This window comes from Thalassobius sp. MITS945101 (assembly GCF_047123305.1).
In the GTDB taxonomy this organism is placed as follows: domain Bacteria; phylum Pseudomonadota; class Alphaproteobacteria; order Rhodobacterales; family Rhodobacteraceae; genus Thalassobius.
In genome coordinates, this window is record NZ_CP138918.1 from 1,210,855 (window position 1) to 1,230,748 (window position 19,894).

The 19,894-nt window shown below is 59.6% G+C and carries 15 protein-coding genes and 1 pseudogene; 3 read left to right on the plus strand and 13 right to left on the minus strand.

The annotated features are described in order from the left end of the window. Position 1: 1 nt before the first annotated feature. Together SIC14_RS06195 and SIC14_RS06200 are read right to left on the minus strand one after the other, a co-directional pair. Positions 2-1,195, minus strand: a complete 1,194-nt coding sequence (locus SIC14_RS06195) for a glycosyltransferase family 4 protein (protein WP_412564954.1) — start codon at positions 1,193-1,195, stop codon at positions 2-4. A 65-nt stretch (positions 1,196-1,260) separates the two neighbouring features. After that, the gene (locus SIC14_RS06200; protein ID WP_412564955.1) at positions 1,261-2,688 is read right to left on the minus strand and encodes a mannose-1-phosphate guanylyltransferase/mannose-6-phosphate isomerase; all 1,428 of its coding nucleotides are present in this window, start codon (positions 2,686-2,688) and stop codon (positions 1,261-1,263) included. A 582-nt stretch (positions 2,689-3,270) separates the two neighbouring features. Between SIC14_RS06200 and SIC14_RS06205 the strand changes: the two genes are divergently transcribed. Continuing rightward, complete coding sequence (locus SIC14_RS06205; RefSeq protein WP_412564956.1) at positions 3,271-3,906, plus strand: sugar transferase; 636 nt, start codon at positions 3,271-3,273, stop codon at positions 3,904-3,906. Positions 3,907-3,983: 77 nt separating this feature from the next. On the opposite strand, the gene gyrB is transcribed toward SIC14_RS06205, so the two are convergent. The 10 genes and pseudogenes from gyrB to mutM form a co-directional block, all read right to left on the minus strand. Next, positions 3,984-6,401, minus strand: coding sequence for a DNA topoisomerase (ATP-hydrolyzing) subunit B (gene gyrB, locus SIC14_RS06210; protein ID WP_412564957.1), 2,418 nt, complete (start codon positions 6,399-6,401; stop codon positions 3,984-3,986). Positions 6,402-6,508: 107 nt separating this feature from the next. After that, positions 6,509-8,391 (minus strand): annotated as a pseudogene (locus SIC14_RS06215) (polysaccharide biosynthesis protein). 139 nt (positions 8,392-8,530) lie between these two features. Then, positions 8,531-9,169 (minus strand): sugar transferase, encoded by a 639-nt coding sequence (locus SIC14_RS06220; protein ID WP_412564958.1) that lies wholly within the window; start codon positions 9,167-9,169, stop codon positions 8,531-8,533. Then, a complete protein-coding gene (locus SIC14_RS06225; protein WP_412564959.1) occupies positions 9,166-9,993 on the minus strand; it encodes an NAD-dependent epimerase/dehydratase family protein in 828 nt (275 codons plus the stop codon). Before SIC14_RS06225 ends, SIC14_RS06220 begins: the two co-directional genes overlap by 4 nt. Beyond that, positions 9,986-11,101: a DNA replication/repair protein RecF gene (recF, locus tag SIC14_RS06230; RefSeq protein ID WP_412564960.1), complete on the minus strand. Its 1,116-nt coding sequence runs from the start codon at positions 11,099-11,101 to the stop codon at positions 9,986-9,988. Before recF ends, SIC14_RS06225 begins: the two co-directional genes overlap by 8 nt. Positions 11,102-11,149: 48 nt before the next feature. Then, positions 11,150-12,268: a DNA polymerase III subunit beta gene (dnaN, locus tag SIC14_RS06235; RefSeq protein WP_412564961.1), complete on the minus strand. Its 1,119-nt coding sequence runs from the start codon at positions 12,266-12,268 to the stop codon at positions 11,150-11,152. A 192-nt stretch (positions 12,269-12,460) separates the two neighbouring features. Continuing rightward, positions 12,461-13,912, minus strand: coding sequence for a chromosomal replication initiator protein DnaA (gene dnaA / locus SIC14_RS06240; RefSeq protein WP_412564962.1), 1,452 nt, complete (start codon positions 13,910-13,912; stop codon positions 12,461-12,463). 572 nt (positions 13,913-14,484) lie between these two features. After that, complete coding sequence (gene rpsT / locus SIC14_RS06245; protein WP_412564963.1) at positions 14,485-14,748, minus strand: 30S ribosomal protein S20; 264 nt, start codon at positions 14,746-14,748, stop codon at positions 14,485-14,487. A gap of 207 nt (positions 14,749-14,955) precedes the next feature. Continuing rightward, the gene (locus SIC14_RS06250; protein ID WP_412564964.1) at positions 14,956-15,732 is read right to left on the minus strand and encodes an enoyl-CoA hydratase; all 777 of its coding nucleotides are present in this window, start codon (positions 15,730-15,732) and stop codon (positions 14,956-14,958) included. Positions 15,733-15,795: 63 nt separating this feature from the next. After that, positions 15,796-16,647, minus strand: coding sequence for a bifunctional DNA-formamidopyrimidine glycosylase/DNA-(apurinic or apyrimidinic site) lyase (gene mutM / locus SIC14_RS06255; RefSeq protein ID WP_412564965.1), 852 nt, complete (start codon positions 16,645-16,647; stop codon positions 15,796-15,798). 85 nt (positions 16,648-16,732) lie between these two features. Between mutM and ubiE the strand changes: the two genes are divergently transcribed. Beyond that, positions 16,733-17,485 carry a bifunctional demethylmenaquinone methyltransferase/2-methoxy-6-polyprenyl-1,4-benzoquinol methylase UbiE gene (ubiE, locus tag SIC14_RS06260; RefSeq protein ID WP_412564966.1) on the plus strand — a complete coding sequence of 251 codons (753 nt, stop codon included), beginning with the start codon at positions 16,733-16,735 and terminating at the stop codon, positions 17,483-17,485. Between the two features lie 3 nt (positions 17,486-17,488). Next, the gene (gene ubiB / locus SIC14_RS06265; RefSeq protein ID WP_412564967.1) at positions 17,489-19,021 is read left to right on the plus strand and encodes a 2-polyprenylphenol 6-hydroxylase; all 1,533 of its coding nucleotides are present in this window, start codon (positions 17,489-17,491) and stop codon (positions 19,019-19,021) included. On the opposite strand, the gene SIC14_RS06270 is transcribed toward ubiB, so the two are convergent. After that, positions 18,993-19,859 (minus strand): phosphotransferase, encoded by an 867-nt coding sequence (locus SIC14_RS06270; protein WP_412564968.1) that lies wholly within the window; start codon positions 19,857-19,859, stop codon positions 18,993-18,995. The two genes, ubiB and SIC14_RS06270, sit on opposite strands and share 29 nt — an antisense overlap. Positions 19,860-19,894 lie beyond the last annotated feature (35 nt).

The following is a 19,894-nucleotide window of genomic DNA, read 5'->3' on the forward strand; positions in this document are numbered from 1 at the left end:
TCTAGCCCTTTCGCGCCGCGTCGAAGAGGGTTTCGAACCGGTCGCACACCCGGTCCATCTGGAAATGCGCCTCGGCGTAGGCACGGCCAGCGGCCCCGGCGTTGGCCGCACCTTCGGGATCGTCGCGATAGCTGAGGGCCGCCTTTATGAAGCCGGCGATGTCTTCCGGTTCCACCACTTTACCCGCGCCGGTTTGGGTGAGAATCTGGGCCGCCAGATTGTCCGCCGGGGCCGCCAGCACAATGGGACGGCCAGCACAGAGATAACTGAGAATCTTGGAGGGCACCGAATAGATGCCCGCTTCGCGTTCGATCACCGCCAAGAGCACGTCCCCCGCACCCAGAATGCTGGGCAGGTCGGCAATGGGCTGCAGCGGCAGGATTTTCAGCGCCTTGAGGTCTTTCTGCGCGCTCTCCTGCTGCAGGTGGTCCACGCCCACGCCGTTGGAGACCAGCACCAGTTGTTCCCCTGCCGCCAGTTCCGCCGCCAAACCCGAAAGGAAGGCGGGGTTGTGTTTCATCGCCAGCGTGCCCGAATAGACGAAACGCGCCTGATCGCTGAGACCCTGCGCGCGGGCCCAGGGGGTGTCACGCGGGGTCAGCGGAATTTCGTCAAGCGCGCCCCAGTTCGGGATCACCTCAACCTGGGTTGCGGGAATGCCCCAGGCATCAGTCTGGGCACGAAACGAGTCAGTGATATGCAGCACCCGGGCTGACCGGCGCATCTGACGCCGTTCCAGAAACCGGTAATAGGCCCCGATCAGGTGGCCGGCGACGGGCAGTTTGGCCTCTAGCAGGCGGGAGGCCGCGATCGAGTAGAAGTCCTGACACCAGTAGATGAACGGCACCGCTGCCTTGCGACAGGCGGCCACAATCGGTTCCTGCGCTTCGGTCGGTGTGTTGCCGGACAGCACGATGTCCGGTCGGGTTCTGGCAATCACCTCGGCCACTTCGCGGCCATAGGCAATGTCACCCCGACGCCGTTTCACAAAGTTGGTTTTGGAATAGTCGATCTTGGCCCCTAACGGCAGGAACGACAGGGTTTCGGCGTCATCATCCAGCAGGCTCAGTCGGCCCTTGGGGCCGGTGTCACCGGAGAACCAGACATGGGTGACATTGTGACCCCGCGCGGCAAGGCTGCGGGAAAGTTCGGCGGTAAAGGGATGGCCGGCAAAATCGTGAACCAGAATCTTCAAAATGTAGTTTCCTTCGCGAGGAGGGGACGCAAAATCAGCGCCTGTCGAAACAATGGGGCTGGGGCTTACCCTTTTGCGCCTTGGCCACGGGCATAAATGTCCTCGTAGCGGATGATGTCATCTTCGCCGAGATAGGCGCCGGTCTGGATTTCGATCAGCACCATCGGCACCTTGCCGGGGTTTTTCATCCGGTGCACCGCGCCCAGCGGGATGTAGACAGATTGGTTTTCGCTCACCAGCTGGACCTTGTCGTCAATGGTCACCTCGGCGGTGCCGGTGACCACAATCCAATGTTCCGCCCGGTGGTGGTGCGACTGCAATGACAGCGCGGCACCGGGATGCACATGGATGCGTTTCACCTGAAACCTGTCGCCGATCACAAGGCTTTCGAACCAGCCCCAGGGCCGGTGATCCTTGGGGAAGGTGGTGGCCTGCACCGCTTTTTTAAGTTTCAGCGCACTGACGGCTTTCTTCACGTCCTGCGCGCGGTGCATATCGGCGACCAGAACGGCGTCATTCATCGCAATGGCCATAACGTTCTCAAGGCCAATGCCGACCAGTTCCAGCTGGTCACTTTCCGAGCGCAACAAGCTGTTGCGGCATTCGATGGCGGTGGCGGCGCCAGAGAGGCCAACACCTTCGGCGTCCCGTTCCCCTTCGCGCCAGACCGCATCCCAGCCCCCCAGATCAGACCAGCCGCCATCATAAGGCACCACGGAGAGGTTGCTGGCCTTCTCCATTACCGCATAGTCGACCGAGATGTCTTCGGCCTGCGCCCAGGCTTCCGGCCCCAGGCGGCAGAAGCCCAGATCAAGATGGCCGGTGTCCAGCGCATCAGTGACGGGGGGGATCAGAGCGGGGGCATGGGTTTCAAATGCGTTCAGGATGTCGCTGGCCTTGAACAGAAAGATCCCCGCGTTCCACAGGAAAGACTCATCCGCCACCATTTCGGCGGCCTGTTCTGCGCAGGGTTTCTCGACAAATTGTTTCAGCGGCACCGGGCCGCCGTTTGGGGCTGTGGCCAGCTCCAGATAGCCATAGGCGGTTTCGGGGTGCGGCGGGGTGATGCCGAAGGTGACCAACTGGCCTTTGGCGACCGCCTGCAGGCCGGTCTCCACCGCAGCGTGGAAGGCGGCGGTGTCGGGCAGAACATGGTCTGACGGGGCCACCAACAGGACCGCTTCGGGATCTTTGCGGCTGAGGTACAGCGCGGCGGCCAGAACGGCGGGGGCCGTATTGCGTCCCTCGGGTTCAATCAGGATGGCGCCGGGGTCAATCCCCACTTCTTGCAGCTGCTCCGCCACAATAAAGCGGAAGTCTGAGTTGGTGATGACAACAGGGTTCGCAAACAGCGGGCCGGTCAGGCGATTGGCAGATCCCTGAAACAGGGTAGTTTCGCCCTGAAGTAGCACAAATTGTTTTGGGTAAGACCTGCGGGACAGCGGCCAAAGCCGCGTGCCCGAGCCACCACAAAGGATGACGGGAGTAATCATAAGCACTGTCCAAACATAAATTCTTAAAAAATCTGTCTTCTTCGATAGAAGCAGATTGTGAAGCTGGCAAGTCATCGCGGGGTGGCCAGTTAAATTCGCGCCAAAATTGGGTCAGAGTTGCGGCAATGCAGCAATCAAACGCCGGTTTTTGCCGCAGTTTCAAACCGCGCTGGCGGAGGGTCAGGCGACTGATTTCGGTGCTCACACGCCTAAGGGGCAATCGCCGAAGCGCGATCCATGTGGGTCGGTGATTCGCCACTGGATGCAGAGAATTTCCTTAAATATATGGATTCTTTCCGCGAATCGTCCTCTGGGTAGAGTGCACATTCCGTAGCGCAATCAGCAGGCTTTGCCGGCAATATGGTTAACAAGGAAAACTGTCTCATCTTTGGGCGAATGGGCTAAATTGCCGCTGCGCCGGTCCCAAATTCGTTGTTTCCGCGTCGCAGTATTGTTATCTAGAAAGTATAGATTTTTATGTGCTTTAGTTGGTGTTTTGAGTGTTTTTATTGAGATTTTTTGTTTGCGAGGGGCGCTATGAATGCTCTGAATACGAAGGCTATTACCGAAAATAATGCAATAGTGCCCACCAAGATTTCGACCCGCCGTGTGTACTTCAATTTCTTCAAACGCGGCTTCGACCTGTTTCTGGCGATCCTGTTGTTGCCAACCATTATACCTGTTTTGGTTGTTCTTTGGGCGCTGACACGGCTGGATGGGGGGCCGGGATTTTTTGGTCACAAACGGGTGGGGCGTGGCGGCGCACCGTTCCGTTGCTGGAAGATCCGCACGATGGTGCCCGGGGCGGAAGAAAAACTGAAAGCCTTTCTGGCCGAAAACCCCGAGGCCCGCGCCGAATGGGAGCGGGATTTCAAACTTGAAAAGGATCCGCGCATCACCCGTTTGGGCAATTTCCTGCGGAAATCCAGCCTGGATGAGCTGCCGCAGATCTGGAACGTGATCAAAGGCGAGATGAGCTTTGTTGGGCCGCGTCCTATCGTCGATCAGGAACTGCCACGCTACGGGGTCAACAAACCGGAGTATCTGGCGATGGTGCCGGGCATCACCGGTCTGTGGCAGGTCTCGGGCCGCAACGACATCAGCTATGGCGAACGGGTGGCGCTGGATGTGGATTATCTGCGCCGCTGCAGCCTGTGGCTGGACTGCAAGATCATTCTGATGACGGGGGCTTCGGTCTTGGGGGCAACTGGCAAGTAGCCCCGTTGGAAGAACGCTAAAGGCACAAAGGCCCGCTCAAATTGAGCGGGCCTTTCGCGTGTCGCATATGGGTGCGTTTAGAAGTCGAGGTTCTCAACGCTCAATGCGTTTTGCTGGATGAATTCGCGGCGGGGTTCCACCACGTCGCCCATCAGCTTGGTGAAGATGTCGTCCGCTTCGGTCATATCCTCGACCTTCACCTGCAGCAGAGTCCGTGCTTCGGGGTCCAGGGTGGTTTCCCACAGCTGATCCGGGTTCATTTCGCCCAGGCCCTTGTAACGCTGCAGCGACAGGCCCTTTTCACCCTCTTTCAGGATCGCCGAGAGCAGGTCCAGCGGGCCGTGAATGACGACCGAACGGTCCTTGCGCATCAGCGTTGCGGGGAGGTTGTAAACCTCCTGCAGGCTTTCGGTGAAGCTGCCGGTCTTGCGGGCCTCGCCGGAACGTAGCATCGGGCCGTCCAGCGTGCGCACCTCTTCGACGCCGCGCAGAATGCGGGCCAGACGGATGCCGTGATCCTGGGTGATCCGGCCCTGCCAACCCCGTTCGTATTCCAGCGCGATATCGTCCAGACGTTTGGCCACTTTGTCAGCCACGCCCTGCAGGTCGGCGTCCACGGCGCCAGGAACAAAGGCACCGGCAATGGCGGCCTGTTCCAGAATGTGGCGTGGGTAATGTGTGGGGAAGGCGTCCAGCAGACGTTTCAGGCTGCGGGCCTCTTCGACCACACGTTTCAGATCGGCCCCTGCCATTTCCATGCCGCTGCCCAGTTTCAGAACGGTGTCCTGAATGCCCTGGTCGATCAGATACTGATCCATTGCGGCCTGGTCCTTCAGATAAACCTCGGACTTGCCACGGCTGACCTTATAGAGCGGCGGCTGGGCGATATAGAGGTGGCCAGCTTCGATCAGCTCGGGCATCTGACGATAGAAGAAGGTCAACAGTAGGGTCCGGATGTGGGCGCCGTCGACGTCCGCATCGGTCATGATGACGATCTTGTGGTAGCGCAGCTTGTCCAGATTGAACTCATCCCGGCCAATGCCGGTGCCAAGTGCCATCACAAGGTTGCCGATCTCCTGGCTGGAGAGCATCCGGTCAAAACGCGCACGTTCGACGTTCAAGATCTTACCCTTCAGCGGCAGGATGGCCTGAGTCTGACGGTCCCGCCCGGTCTGAGCAGAGCCGCCGGCCGAGTCACCCTCCACCAGGAAGACTTCGGTTTTGGATGGGTCTTTTTCCGAACAGTCTTTCAGCTTACCGGCAAGGAAGTTCACATCCATTGCGGTTTTGCGGCGGGTCAATTCGCGCGCTTTACGGGCCGCTTCACGGGCCAGCGCGGCCTCGATGATCTTGGAGACGATCATCTTGGCGGTGTTGGGGTTTTCTTCAAACCATTCGGCCAGTTTCTCACCGGCAAGGGATTCCACCGCCGGGCGCACCTCGGAGGAGACCAGCTTGTCCTTGGTCTGGGACGAGAATTTGGGATCCGGCACTTTCACCGACAGGACACAGGTCAGACCTTCGCGGGCGTCGTCGCCGGTGAAGCTGACCTTCTCTTTTTTGCCGATGCCGTTGTCCTGCGCGTATTTCGACAGCATCCGGGTCAGCGCGCCACGGAAGCCTGCCAAGTGGGTACCGCCGTCACGCTGCGGGATGTTGTTGGTAAAGGGCAGCACCGTTTCGTGGTAGCTGTCGTTCCACCACATCGCCAGCTCTACACCGATGTCGTCTTTTTCACCGCGCACGTAGATCGGCTCTTCCATCAGCGAGTTTTTGGAGCGGTCGAGGTATTTCACGAACTCCTTCACACCGCCGTCGTAATACAGCTCGGTCTTCAGCGCCTCGGCGGGGCGTTCATCTTCGAGGATGATGCGCACGCCGGAGTTCAGAAACGCCAGTTCGCGCAGACGCTTTTCCAACGTCTCAAACGAAAACTCCAGGTTCGAGAAGGTGTCGGTCGAGGCAAGGAAGCGCACCTCGGTGCCCTTTTCGCCATCCGCATCGCCAACAACGCGCAGATGTTCGGTGCATTCACCGTGTTCGAATTTGGCCCAATGTTCCTTGCCGTTGCGCCAGATGCGCAGTTCCAGCCAGACAGACAGCGCGTTCACAACGGAAACGCCCACACCGTGCAGACCACCGGAAACCTTGTAGGAATTGCTGTCGAACTTACCACCGGCGTGCAGCTGGGTCATGATCACCTCAGCTGCGGACACACCTTCTTCTTCGTGGATGTCTACCGGAATCCCGCGCCCGTTGTCGCGTACAGAGACGGAGCTGTCGGCGTGAATTTTCACCCGGACAAAGTCCGCGTGTTTGGCCAACGCCTCATCGATGCCGTTGTCCACGACCTCATAGACCATATGGTGCAGACCCGAGCCATCATCGGTGTCACCGATATACATGCCGGGGCGTTTGCGCACCGCTTCCAAGCCCTTGAGAACTTTGATGGAATCTGCGCCGTATTCTTGCGAGTTTTGCTCGGTCTCGGACATGCTGCCCTTCCTACATTCTTGGTCTGACACATATACGAAACCTGCCGGGGATTGTCACGTCCTCCGGGGCATTTCAGCGGGCTTGTTGTGGGGCTTGGGCCGGGGGGTCAGATTTCCGAGTCGGTGGTGGCTTCGCGGACAACCGGCTCGTCTTTCTCGACCCAGCGTGTCACCACATCCCGTGCCAGAGCGGTGTCATCCTCTTCAATGGCGCGACGTAGATCTTTGAGGGCAGTGGCCACTTCGATTTCGGACAGGAGGTTTTCCTGAGCCCGCAGAATTTTCGGATGTGGCGTGGTCAACATATCCGGGCTGATCAGTAGTTCCTCGATCAGCTTTTCGCCGGGGCGCAGGCCGGTCACGGCGATCTCAATGTCACCTTCGGGATGATCGTCATCCTTGACAGTATAACCGGCGCCTTCGATCATTTGGCGGGCCAGTTTGCGGATGGGCACCAGCCCCCCATATCCAGCACAAACACGTCACCGCCACGGGCAAAAGACCCCGCCAGAAGCACCAGACGGGCCGCTTCGGAGATGGTCATGAAATAACGTGCGACATCGTTGTGGGTTAGGGTAACAGGGCCACCGCGGGCGATCTGTTCTTCGAACAGCGGGATCACTGATCCGGAAGACCCCAGCACGTTGCCAAAGCGGACCATCGAAAACATCGTCGCGCTGCTGCGTGTGGCCAGATCCTGCACCACCAGTTCGGCCAGACGTTTGGACGCGCCCATCACATTGGCCGGGCGCACCGCCTTGTCCGAGCTGACAAGAATGAAACGTTCAACACCGCCACGTTGGGCCGCTTCAGCCACCTTGCGGGTGCCCAGCACGTTGTTCTTGAGGCCAATCACCTCGTTTTTTTCGACCATCGGCACGTGTTTGTAGGCCGCAGCATGGAGAACCACGTCGATCTGGTTCTGTTCAAACACGCGGCGCAAGACAGTGTCATCACAGACCGACCCAAGCACGGCGGTGATACGCACCTCAGGGGCCAATTCGCTGAGCTCTTTTTCGATGGTGTAGAGCGCCAATTCAGAATGGTCCAACAGCACCAGATGTTCCGGACGGCAGGCCACCAACTGGCGGCACAACTCGGACCCAATGGAGCCGCCAGCGCCGGTCACCAGCATGCGGCTGTCTTGGTAGGTGTGCGCCACGGTGGGCAGTTCGGATTCAAGCCCGTTGCGACCTAGCAGTTCGGCAATGGAGACAGGGCTGCTGCGTTTGGACAGGTCACTGTCGGTCACCAGTTCGGCAAAGGAGGGCAGGGCGTGAACCTCACAGCCAAACTTGCGCAGTCGCAGGGCAATTTGGGCCTGGGTGGAGGGGCTCGCCGAGGGAATCGCCAGAATAACGCGTGAGATTTCCTTGCGGGCAATCAGGTCTTCGATCCGGCTGGGGGCAAAAACCGGTGTGCCGACCAAGGTCAGGCTCTGCAGTTTGGGGTTGTCGTCGACAAAGGCGACCAGTTCGAAATCATCGCCCGCGCGCAGTGCCGCTGCCAGCTGTTGTCCGGTCTGGCCAGCGCCATAGACAATCACCCGAGTCTGATTGCGGGCCCGGCGGTACACTGACAGCACCAGCTGGCGCATCATCATGCGGCTGGACACCGTAGCGATCAGATAGACCATGCCGAAGACCAGATAAACCGCCAGCGGCAAGGTGGTGGTCATCGCTGTCGCCAGCGCTGTCACCGCGCCGGTCACGATCAGGGCCAGCAATCCGCTGCGCAAAATGCCCCCTGATTCGAAAGCGTTAAGCCGCAGGCGTTGCAGGCCAAGGATGTTTGACACAATTGCAGAGAGCAGGGAAACGAAGATCAGGGTGACAGCCAAGCCGCTTTCGGACCCGGCCAATGGGGCAAAACTTTGCAACAGCACAAGGGTCAAAAGCAGGGCTGCAGGTGCAACCAATAGGTCAGTTGCGAAGAATAACAAGTGCTTACGTCGGTCGGACATGTTTGACACGACTGAATACAAATTCATTTATTGCCCCCCTGGCAACTGTCAGTTGCTTTCGCAACTCTCTTCACAGTACCGCAAATGACTTGAGGAATGAAACCGTCTAACTACACCTTTAACGCAAGTTTAGAGGATCAGGGTCGCACCGTGCAAGCACGGTGTCCTACTTCGGCAGCTTCACGCGCCTTTTGCGTTTGAGGGGGGTCGGTTTCGACACGGTTTTCAGCATTATGTTCCAGTCCAGGCAGAGGCTGCGATGCTGCTGATAAATAAGATCTAACTTGGCCTTCTGTGGCACACATCTGGTGCGGTAAACTTGGTCGGTCTCTTGTGCGGTTTCGCAATCGGCCAGCAGAATTTCTTCGTGTTGGTGGTAGACCACCGTTGCCAGTCCGGTGACGCCGGGGCGGCTCTGCAACACCTCGTCGTAAAGAGCGGGAAACAACTCAACGTAGCGCCGGAGCGGTGGACGGGGCCCCACAAAAGAGATATCGCCGCGCAGGATGTTCCACAGTTGTGGCAGCTCATCCAGACGTTTGCGGCGCAGGTAGGCACCGGTGCGGGTGATGCGGCCCGCCTTGTCCCGGCCGGTAACGCCACTGTCGGCGGCATCATTGCGCATGGTGCGGAATTTCCACAGAAAAAACGGTTGATCCACCGTGCGCATCCGTTCGGAGCGGAAGATGATAGGCCGACCGTCGCGGATCAGGATAATCACAGCGATGACCAAAAGCACCGGCCAGAGCAGCGCCAGCAGCAGCAGCGAAAACAGGATATCGAAAAGTCGTTTGGTTGCGGTCATTGCGGCCCCCATCTTTGCCATTGGGCCGCAATTTCAGCAGGGTTTCCAGAGAGATCTGGCAGACTGACCAGGCTTTGCAACAGGGTTGTGTCCAATGTGGCGCATTCCCGGGCAGTGTCAGGGGCGTCGCGCCAGCCAAAAGGCCAACCACCTGCGATAAGCAGTTGATCCATTCGCGTCGGATGTGTGGCCCCGATGTTCAGCGCTGCGGGCAGCGTTGCTGCGGGAAGGCGACTAAGCGCGGCTAGGACCTCGGCCAAATCTGCCGGGCCAATATAGCTGCGGTGCGGCCCGTGGCCGGAGCCAAAGCGATCCAGCGTGATCTCGCGCCCGCAATGAACCGCGGCGGCAAGGCTCTCGGCACCAGCAACGGATCCAATCCGCAGAGCGGTTGTTTGGGGACCTGTGGCTGCGGCAAGCGCCTGTTCCATGGCCAGTTTCGCCATTCCATAGGCGTTGGCGGGTGTGGACGGGTCTGTTTCGCAGTGGGGCTTTTCGGACGGGGTGTATATGGCAATGCTGGAGGCATGCAGCACATGGTCTGCCCCACAGGCGGCGGCGATCCGCTGCGCCTCCAGAGCAAGGGTGGTGTTGGCGGAAAGGGCGGCGGCGTCACCGGAGGTTACCCCCCAGAGTGACAGCACGCGGGTGACCGGGCCGAAACAGGCCGGATCGTCGCCGAGTTGATAGTGCACATGCCCCTCTGCCAGGCGGCGTGACTGGTAAACCAGATCCATGCTCTGCGGTGGGCGGGCTGTCCAATAACGGCGTAGCATTTGCCCTACACGGCCGGTGGCCCCAAGGATCAACAGACGCTCACCCATAGGGTGTCCCCGCTGCGGTTTCAGACAGGCCACCGTTTTCGGAAACTTCAAGGTATTGCGCGCGGTCGCCAAGGCTGGTGAACAGTTCCGGGCCGGTGCCTGTCATCCAGGCCTGCGCGCCAAAGCCGCAAATCTCATCATAAAGCGCAGCCAGCCGGGCGGCATCCAGATGTGCGGCCACCTCATCCAACAGCAGGATCGGCGGCATGCCGATCTGGTCTGACAGGGCGCGGGCATTGGCAAGGATCAGCGACACCAAAAGCGCTTTTTGTTCGCCGGTTGAACAATCCCGCGCGGGAACCGATTTGGCGGCAAACACGCCATAGAGATCGGTGCGGTGCGGCCCAACCAGCGACCGTCCTGCTGCAATATCGCGGAACCGGCTTTCCTCCAGCGCGGTTTGCAGATCTTCTGCCGTCACCGGCATCTCGCCTTCGCTTTGGGTCAGTTCCAGCGCTGCGGTGGGGAAGGCGGTTTCGGCTGCGGCCTGCGCTTGCGCCAGAGCTTCGAGCGTTTTCAGCCGGTTGTTGTGTATCACCGCCCCCTGTTCGGCCATCTGTGCCTCAAGCGCTTTGTACCAGAAGGCGTCGCGCTGCTGGTCCTTGAGCAGGCGATTGCGTTCGCGCATCGCCTTTTCATAGGTCAGGGTCGCCTCACCATGGGATGGAAAAAATGACAGCGCCATACGGTCCAGAAAGCGGCGGCGGCCTTCGGCGCCCTCGATCCACAGACGGTCCATTGAGGGGATCAGCCACAGCACCCGCGCCAGCTTTGCCAGTTCCAGCTGCGGCTGGGATTTGCCGTCTATCTTCAGTTGACGGGCCGCGCCACCTTCGGACCAGATTTCAATTTCGGAATGTTGGGTGTCGCGCTGCAACAGGCCGGTCAGTTTCCAGCCCAGGGCCTCGGGTCGGCGGGTCATATCCTCGGCCGAGGCGCGGCGCAGCCCGCGGCCGGGGGAAATCAGCGAAACCGCCTCAAGGATATTGGTCTTGCCCGAGCCATTGGCGCCATAGATCGCCACGGGCCGCCCGTCACATTGAATCTCCGCCCGCTTATGCGAACGGAAATGCGAAAGTGTCAGGGATTTGAGTGCAAGCTCTGCCATTTGGGGGCGGCGTTTTCCGGATTAGAAAACGCCCGCATTGCCGGAGGTTCAGACGCGCATCGGCATGACGACGTAGACGGCGGAGGTGTCGCTGCCTTCGCGCATCAGGGTCGGGTCGCCCGAGGAGTTGAACATGAACACGGCGTTTTCACGGTCCACCTGGCTGGCGATTTCCAGCAGGTATTTGGCGTTGAAACCGATTTCCAGACGTTCGTCACTATAGGCCACGGCCAGCTCTTCTTCGGCAGCACCGCTATCTGGGGCGTTGACCGACAGGATCAGACGGTCCTCATCCAGCGACATTTTCACCGCACGCGACCGTTCCGAGGACACGGTGGCCACCCGGTCCACAGCCGAGGCAAATTCCGAAGCATCCACTTCCATCTTGCGGGTGTTGCCCATCGGGATGACGCGGCTGTAATCGGGGAAAGTGCCGTCAATGACCTTGGAGGTCAGGGTGATGTTCGGGGTGGCAAAGCGGATCTTGGTCTCGCTCACCGACACGGCGATCAGCATCTCGTCGTCGTCCAGCAGCTTGCGCAGCTCGCCCACGGTTTTGCGGGGTACGATGACACCGGGCATGTCGCCGGCTTCCATCGGCAGATCAGCGTCGATGCGGGCCAGACGGTGGCCATCGGTGGCCACGGCGCGCAGCACCTTACCGTTTTCGCTGTCAGAGACGTGCAGATAGACGCCGTTCAGATAATAGCGGGTCTCTTCGGTCGAGATGGCGAATTTGGATTTGTCGAACAGGCGGCGCATCACCGGCGCGGGGGCCGAGAAGTTGCTGTCATATTCGGCGCTGGCCATGACCGGGAAATCTTCTTTTGGCAGGGTTGCCAGATTGAAGTTCGAACGGCCCGCTTCGACGGTCAGGCGACCGGCAACGCTGTCTTCGGACAGGGTGACCAAAGCGCCATCGGGCAGTTTACGGACAATTTCATGCAGGGTGACGGCGGAAACGGTGGTGGCCCCGGCCTTTTCAACCTGTGCGTTGGCCTTATCCACCACTTCGATGTCCAGATCGGTGGCGCGGAACTGCACGGTATCGCCTTCGGCTTCGATCAGCACGTTGGCCAGGATCGGAATGGTGTTGCGCCGTTCGACAACCGACTGCGCCTGAGAAACGGCCTTGAGCAGCGTCCCACGTTCGATGCTGAATTTCATTTCCTCGCTCCTATCCCTGTGCGGCCCATATTTGGGGGAGTGCAAGGTATCGCATTCCCGAAGGGCCTCAAGCCTTTTCTTGGTTTCTCTGATGGATTGCCGGGGGCGTCAAGTAGATGGGCGCCGCAAGCTGTGCTTGGGACGCCCATCAATTTGGTTCTGTGACGCTTTTGACGCTTTACGTTGCGTTGATCACGCTTCCAGCGCGCGGCGCAGCATTTCCAGATCTTCGGCGATCTGACCGTCCTGCTGGCGCAATTCTTCGATGCGTTTCACCCCGTGCATGACGGTGGTGTGGTCACGACCGCCAAAGCGACGGCCGATTTCCGGCAAGCTGCGGCTGGTCAGCTGTTTGCACAGATACATCGCCACCTGACGCGGGCGGGCATAGGTGCGCACACGTTTCGGGCCGATCATATCGCTGAGGCGGATGTTGTAATGTTCCGACACTTTGCGTTGGATCTCTTCAACGGTGATCTTACGCTCCGAGGCGCGCAGAACATCTGCCAGACAATCCTGGGTCAGCTCCATTGTGATCGGGCGACCAACCAGCGAGGCAAAGGCAAAGAGGCGGGTCAGCGCACCTTCCAGTACACGCACGTTGGTGCTGATGCGGTGGGCGAGGAATTCCAGAACACCAGGGGCCAATTCCAGACCGGGGTATTGGGCCGAGTGTTGTTCGACCTTGGACTGCAGAATGCCAAGGCGCAGCTCATAGTCGGTCGGGTGCAGGTCGACGACTAGACCACATTGCAGACGCGACTTGATGCGGTCTTCGAGGTCTTTGATCTCACCGGGGGCGCGATCGGCCGAGATGATGATTTGTTTGTTCTGATCCACCAGCGCGTTGAAGGTGTGGAAGAACTCTTCCTGGGTGCTGTCTTTGCCGGCGATGAACTGCACGTCATCCACCATCAGCACGTCCACCGAGCGGAACAGCTGTTTGAAGTCCATCATCTTGCGGTCGCGCAGCGCCTGCACAAACCGGTACATGAACTGTTCTGCCGACAGGTACACCACGTTCAGATCGGGGCGGTTGGTCTGCAGTTCCCAGGCGATGGCGTGCATCAGGTGGGTCTTACCAAGGCCAACGCCACCATAAAGGAACAGCGGGTTGAAAGTGACAGGGCCGCCTTCGGCAACGCGGCGGGCGGCAGCATGGGCCAGTTCGTTCGGCTTGCCGACAACAAAGGTGTCAAAGGTGAAACGTGAATCCAGAGGAGCACCGGGCAGCAGGTCTTCGCGGGCGGCCTGCGGGGCGGCGGCATCCTGCGCGATATCTGCGGCGGCTGCGGGGGCAACATCGCTGGGTTCTGCCAGTCGGGGCTGGGCGACTGGGGTCATCTGTACGGGGGTATCGGCACCGGCACCAACCGTGGCACGCGCAGTGGCGCGCGGGGCCGAGGTGCCCACACGGAAGTGGATGCGGCGCACGTCTTCGCCTGCTTCGCTCAGCTTGTGCAAAATCAGATCACCAAAGTTTTGGGACACGTAGTTGCCCAAGAAGGTGGTCGGCACCTGGAAAGTTGCCACGCCTTCGGAGATCTCAAGGAACTCCAGCGGTTCGATCCAGGTTGCAAAATTATTCTTACCAACTGTTGTCAGAAGGTTCTGTTGTAGTTGGCCCCACTGTTCCTGCGTCATGTTCCCCATTCCAGCCTGTTCTATTCTTTCATTGCTCAGCGCCTGCACCTGCGCCGCAAAACTCGTACCAACTTGGCCGCAGACAAAAACAATCCGGTCCGGTGCAGCATAGATGCAACGGTCGAATCGTCCAAATCTGGACCGAACTCAGCGCCACACACCGCAAACACATAGCGCTCCATCCCCCAACAGAGCGTTACAACGGTGCGCTTTGTGGCGCGCGATATTAGGACGGGCAAGGCAATAGCCTCCGCAGCCCGCTGTCATTACACATCCACTGCAAGGATGCGCTTCAGCTGGGCTGCGTCGTCACGTACGGGGCCGAATGGTCGGTTACCTAACGTGGACGCCTGTCCCCCCAGGGCGATGTGAATCGCTGTGAGGGGAAGCTAGCAATTCGGCCTGCCGAGTCGCAACTGAACTTCTGGTCTTGACTCGGAGAATCCCAAAAAGAATCTCTCGGGCCGAATTTTTTTGCAACACAGGGCTGAAATTACTTGCAGGTAAACGAAAAAAGGCGCCACCGAATCGGGGCGCCTTTTTCAATAATTACAAAGGGTTCGCTTATCCGATTAGCCCAGTGCCTTCACGCGCGAAGCGAGACGGGACATTTTGCGGGCAGCAGTGTTCTTGTGGAAGACACCTTTGGTCACGCCACGCATCAGTTCGGGCTGAGCGGCACGCAGAGCGGCGGTTGCGGCGTCTTTGTCGCCGGAAGCAATCGCTTCTTCAACTTTACGCAGGTAGGTGCGGATGCGCGAGCGACGGGCTTTGTTTACTGCAAAACGTGCTTCGTTCTGACGGGCGCGTTTCTTTGCCTGGGGCGAATTTGCCATTTCGAATCTTCCCTAAGGTTCGGGGTTATAAGTCAATTAGCACGTGCCCCCACCTGACAGCATTCTGTCGGGAATCATTCTAGCCAGAGCGGGCTTCACGCGCATGTCTGGTGGCTCTTTTACGCAAGACTGGCGGAGATGCAATAGAAAAACGGGCCGCAAAGCAGCCCGTTTCCCTTATTTCTATGATTCTCGACGATTCGGCGCTTACTTGTCGCGGAACTGCGGCGTGCGCTTGTCGATGAAGGCGGCCATGCCCTCTTTCTGGTCTTCGGTCGCAAAGGTCGAATGGAACAGACGACGTTCAAACAGCAGACCTTGGCTCAGCGGCACTTCAAACGAGTGATTCACCGCTTCCTTGATCGCCATCACCGAGATCATCGACTTCTCGGCGATCTTGGCGGCCGCGCCCATGGCTTCTTCCATCAGCTTTTTCGCCGGCACAATGCGCGACACAAGGCCCGCGCGTTCGGCTTCTTCGGCGTCCATGAAACGACCCGTCAGGTTCATATCCATCGCCTTGGCTTTGCCAATCGCCTGGGTCAGACGCTGGGTGCCACCGATGCCGGCCATCACACCCAGGTTCACTTCGGGCTGGCCGAATTTGGCGGTGTCCGAGCAGATGATGAAATCACACATCATCGCCAGCTCACAGCCGCCGCCCAGCGCATAGCCAGAAACGGCCGCGATGATCGGTTTGCGTGTGCGGGTGACGGTGGCGCATTCTTCCCCGAACAGGTCTTCCAGGAAGACATCGGTGTAGCTCTTCTCGCTCATCATCTTGATGTCGGCACCGGCGGCAAACGCCTTCTCATTGCCGGTCAGGACGATGCAGCGCACCTTGTCGTTGGCTTGGGCCGATTTCATCGCGTCAGCAAGCTCGGTCAGCAACTGCGCATTCAGCGCATTCATTGCATCGGGGCGATTCAGTTTCACCAGCGCAATGTGGTCTTCTACTTCGACGATGATCGTCTCATAGGCCATGTATTCAGCTTTCGTTATTCCGGTCAGTCCCGATTACTGGACAATCCCGACGGCTGGATCAAGCTATCTTTGACATCGCGGGCAGTAAAAACTCGACCGGCCCGATTGCACAATCCGCGCGACCACACCGTCGCAGCCATCCCGTTTGCAAGGGGCGCCTTCGCGGTCATAGACATCGAAACGGTGTTGAAAATAACCCAATTCCCCGCCCGCGCTGCGGAAATCCTTGAGGCTGGAGCCACCCGCTTCGATGGCGTCTGACAGCACCTCGCGGATGATCGGCACCAGTGTTGCGACCTTGCGTCCCGCAATCTGACCGGCCTTGCGTTTGGGGCTGATTCCGGCGCGGTGGAGCGTTTCGCACACGTAGATGTTGCCCAGTCCCGCAATGATTCCCTGATCCAGCAACGCTGATTTCACCGGGGTGTTTTTGCCTTTGAAAGCCGCGGTCAGATAGTTCTCGGAAAATTGGTTGCCCAATGGTTCCGGCCCCAGAACCGCCAGCAGTTTGCTGTCTTCGGCGGTGGCCGTGTCCAGCAGATCCATTGCCCCAAAGCGGCGCGGGTCGTTGAAGGTGATGCGGGCACCATTGTCCATGTCCAGAACCACATGGTCATGTTTTTCAGCCTGCGGGTGGTCATGCACAAACTGGCCCAGCGGATCACCCGAGACCAGCATCCGCCCCGACATGCCCAGATGGATCAGCAGGGTTTCACCTGAGGCCAGATCGGCCAGAATATATTTCGACCGCCGCCGCAGCCGTTCCACCCGCTGTCCGGTCAGCCGCTCGGACATCCGGTCAGGAAAGGGCCAGCGCAGATCGGGGCGATTGATCTGCGCCTTGGCAATCACCGCCCCCTCCATCGACGGCGCCAACCCGCGCATCACGGTCTCAACTTCGGGCAATTCGGGCATTCACAACTCCAATGACATTTAGGCGCATTGCAGCGCCCTGTGAGCGCTCTATAAGGAAGGCGAGAACAACGGACTGGCAAGGCCTATGACCCAGAACAGTGAAAACACCACCCACTTCGGCTTTGAAACCGTGCCCGAGTCTGAAAAGGCGGGGCGGGTTCAGGGGGTCTTTGGCTCGGTTGCGTCGAAATACGACGTGATGAACGATGCCATGAGCATGGGCATCCACCGCATCTGGAAAGATGCGATGATGGACTGGATTGCGCCGCGCCCAGGAACCAAACTGCTGGATGTGGCGGGCGGCACCGGTGACATTTCCTTCCGCTATCTGAAACGTGCGGGCCACGGCCACGCAACGGTTTGCGATCTGACCGAACCGATGCTGGTTGAGGGCCGCAAACGGGCGGAAGCGGCGCAGATGGCCGACAGTCTGGATTGGGTCACAGGCGACGCCATGGCTCTGCCGTTTCCCGACAACACGTTTGACACCTACACCGTCAGCTTTGGCATCCGGAACGTGACCCGCCCGCAAGAAGCCCTGAATGAGGCCTACCGGGTGCTGAAACCTGGCGGTCGTCTGATGGTGCTGGAGTTCAGCCAAATCCCCAACGACATGATGCAGAAGGCCTATGACCTTTATTCCTTCAACGTCATTCCGAAGATGGGGCAGGTCATCGCCAATGATGCGGACAGCTATCAATATCTGGTCGAATCGATCCGCAAATTCCCCGATCAGGAGACCTTCCTGAACATGGTGAAACAGGCCGGGTTTGAGAATGCAAAATACCGCAACCTGACCATGGGCATTGCCTGTCTGCATTCGGGGTGGAAGATCTAAGCGATGCGTGGACCTCACAACATCTGGCGTCTGATCCGCACGGGCGCCACGTTTGAACGCACCGGTGCCATGGGACAGGCGCTGGACGCGATGGAGGCGCCACGCGCCATTCGTGTGGCAGCCCGTGTATTGGCCTGGCCATTCCGCTGGCTGGGTTACAAAGGTGATCCCGACATGCCTCCTGTGACCCGCGCGATCACCGCGCTGGGGCCAGCCTATATCAAATTTGGCCAGATCTTATCGACCCGCCCTGATGTGGTGGGTGATGAGATGGCGCAGCAGCTGCGGGTGTTGCAGGACAAGCTGCCGCCGTTTTCCATTGCCGAAGCGCAAAAAAGCATCGCAGACGAGCTGGGCCGTCCGGTGGATGAGGTGTTTTCCGAATTTAGCGATCCGGTGGCCGCGGCGTCCATCGCGCAGGTTCACCGGGCCCGTCGGGCCGACACCGGCGAAGAAGTTGCCGTCAAAGTGCTGCGCCCCGGTATTGAACGGGCGTTCCAGCGCGACATCGATGCTTTCTACTTTGCCGCCGATGTGATTGAGTTTCTTTCCCCCGCCTCGCGCCGGTTGCGGCCGCGCGATGTGATCGAACATTTCGAAGGCGTGGTGAAAGGTGAGTTGGACCTGCGTCTGGAAAGCGCCTCGGCCTCGGAGTTTGAGGCCAACACGGTGAGCGACGAAGGGTTCCAGCTGCCGCAAGTGCGCTGGGGCCTGTCGGGCCGCCGGGTGATGACGATGGATTGGGCAGACGGGCTGCCGCTGGGCGACAATGACGCGCTGGATGCGGCGGGGCATGATCGTCGGGCCTTGGGCGAACGGGTGTTGCAGCTGTTCCTGCGTCATGCCCTGCGTGATGGGTTTTTCCATGCTGACATGCATCAGGGCAACCTGAAGGTCCACGCCAATGGCAACATCATTGCCTATGATTTCGGCATCATGGGCCACATCGATGAATACACCCGCCGGGTCTATGCCGAGATCCTGTTTGGCTTCATCCGACGCGATTACAAGCGGGTGGCTGAGGTCCATTTTGAGGCTGGTTATGTGCCCGCCACGCAGGATGTGGACGAATTTGCCCGCGCCCTGCGTGCGGTGGGTGAACCGATCTTTGGCATGGATGCCAGCCATATCTCGATGGGGCGGTTGCTGAACTACCTGTTCGACGTGACCGAACGTTTTGGCATGGAAACCCGGACCGAGCTGATCCTGCTGCAGCGCACCATGGTTGTTGTCGAAGGAGTCGCCCGGTCGCTGCATCCCGAGGTCAACATCTGGGAAGTCGCCAAACCGGTGGTCGAGGATTACATCAAACAAAGCATCGGCCCACGGGCGATTCTTGGCGATCTGGCCAAAACCGCTGCGGTTCTGGGCCGCTTTGGTCCGCGTCTGCCAGGTCTGGTGGAGGCGGCGCTGATCCGTCAATCCGAAGTGCCTGAAGAAGTGCGGCCGAACCGCTGGATGGGACGGGCGGCCTGGCTCACCTCGGGTGTGGTGGCAGGCGGTGTGCTCAGCTACCTGCTGGCGCACGGGCTCTGATCAGGGCGTCACGTTCCAATTCAAAGGCCGCTGCGTAGGCGGCGCTGCCTTTGGCGGCGCGCCAGGCACAATAGAGCGCCATACGCCAATGGTGCCAGGGGGCCATCTGCTGCACCCGTTCTGTGATCGCGGTGTCATCATAGGCTGATAGAAAAGCGGTCTCCTCGGCCTGCGTCAGCGGGCTGCCACGATAAATCAGCTGCATGGCGGGCGAAAGGAACAGGGCCATATCCTCCACCGGGTCACCCTGCGCCGGGCATTGCCAGTCTATCAACATATCGCCTGCATCGCGCATCAACAGGTTCCCCGGTACAGGGTCGCCATGCAGCAGGCACGTCTGGGTCGATGCGGCAACGGGTGTCTCAGGGCGCAGCGCCAGCAAGGCCGCGCGTTGCGCGTGCGGCAGGCCGTGCAGCAATGGGGCCGCCTGCGCCAGAACCTGATCCGATCCGCCCGCTAAGGGCCGCAAACCCTCCGGCGGCGGCGTCTGATGTAACCGCCGGAGCAGCGTCGCCGCCCGTGCCGGATCCTGTTGCCACGGCGTGCCGACCACGTGGCGATAGACCAGCACCACACCCTCGGCGCAATCGGCCACATGCATCAGCTCTGGCGCCAGATCCATCGGGGCCAGATGGCCCAACATCAGCGCCTCTTGCCGGGGCAGATTGGGAAACAGCGGGCTTTCTGCGCCCGGGCGGAACAGTTTCACCACCAATCCTGCCTCGACCAGCAGCCACAACTGGTTGGTCTGACCACCACTCAACCGGTGCCACGCGCCTTTGGCATCGATCCCAAGGGACGCGATAAGGCGTTGCACGGAAAGAGGTGGGGTGGACATGGCGAAACCGGCGCTGACAGCTTTCGCGGACGCTA

What these genes read in the sequence shown, in the direction of transcription:
- recF (WP_412564960.1), bottom strand. Translation starts at nt 11,101, where the DNA reads ATGGCAGAGCTTGCACTCAAATCCCTGACACTTTCGCATTTCCGTTCG.
- dnaA (WP_412564962.1), bottom strand. Translation starts at nt 13,912, where the DNA reads ATGACGCAGGAACAGTGGGGCCAACTACAACAGAACCTTCTGACAACA.
- SIC14_RS06200 (WP_412564955.1), bottom strand. Translation starts at nt 2,688, where the DNA reads ATGATTACTCCCGTCATCCTTTGTGGTGGCTCGGGCACGCGGCTTTGG.
- ubiB (WP_412564967.1), top strand. Translation starts at nt 17,489, where the DNA reads ATGCGTGGACCTCACAACATCTGGCGTCTGATCCGCACGGGCGCCACG.
- gyrB (WP_412564957.1), bottom strand. Translation starts at nt 6,401, where the DNA reads ATGTCCGAGACCGAGCAAAACTCGCAAGAATACGGCGCAGATTCCATC.
- SIC14_RS06220 (WP_412564958.1), bottom strand. Translation starts at nt 9,169, where the DNA reads ATGACCGCAACCAAACGACTTTTCGATATCCTGTTTTCGCTGCTGCTG.
- SIC14_RS06250 (WP_412564964.1), bottom strand. Translation starts at nt 15,732, where the DNA reads ATGGCCTATGAGACGATCATCGTCGAAGTAGAAGACCACATTGCGCTG.
- rpsT (WP_412564963.1), bottom strand. Translation starts at nt 14,748, where the DNA reads ATGGCAAATTCGCCCCAGGCAAAGAAACGCGCCCGTCAGAACGAAGCA.
- mutM (WP_412564965.1), bottom strand. Translation starts at nt 16,647, where the DNA reads ATGCCCGAATTGCCCGAAGTTGAGACCGTGATGCGCGGGTTGGCGCCG.
- ubiE (WP_412564966.1), top strand. Translation starts at nt 16,733, where the DNA reads ATGACCCAGAACAGTGAAAACACCACCCACTTCGGCTTTGAAACCGTG.
- SIC14_RS06225 (WP_412564959.1), bottom strand. Translation starts at nt 9,993, where the DNA reads ATGGGTGAGCGTCTGTTGATCCTTGGGGCCACCGGCCGTGTAGGGCAA.
- SIC14_RS06270 (WP_412564968.1), bottom strand. Translation starts at nt 19,859, where the DNA reads ATGTCCACCCCACCTCTTTCCGTGCAACGCCTTATCGCGTCCCTTGGG.
- dnaN (WP_412564961.1), bottom strand. Translation starts at nt 12,268, where the DNA reads ATGAAATTCAGCATCGAACGTGGGACGCTGCTCAAGGCCGTTTCTCAG.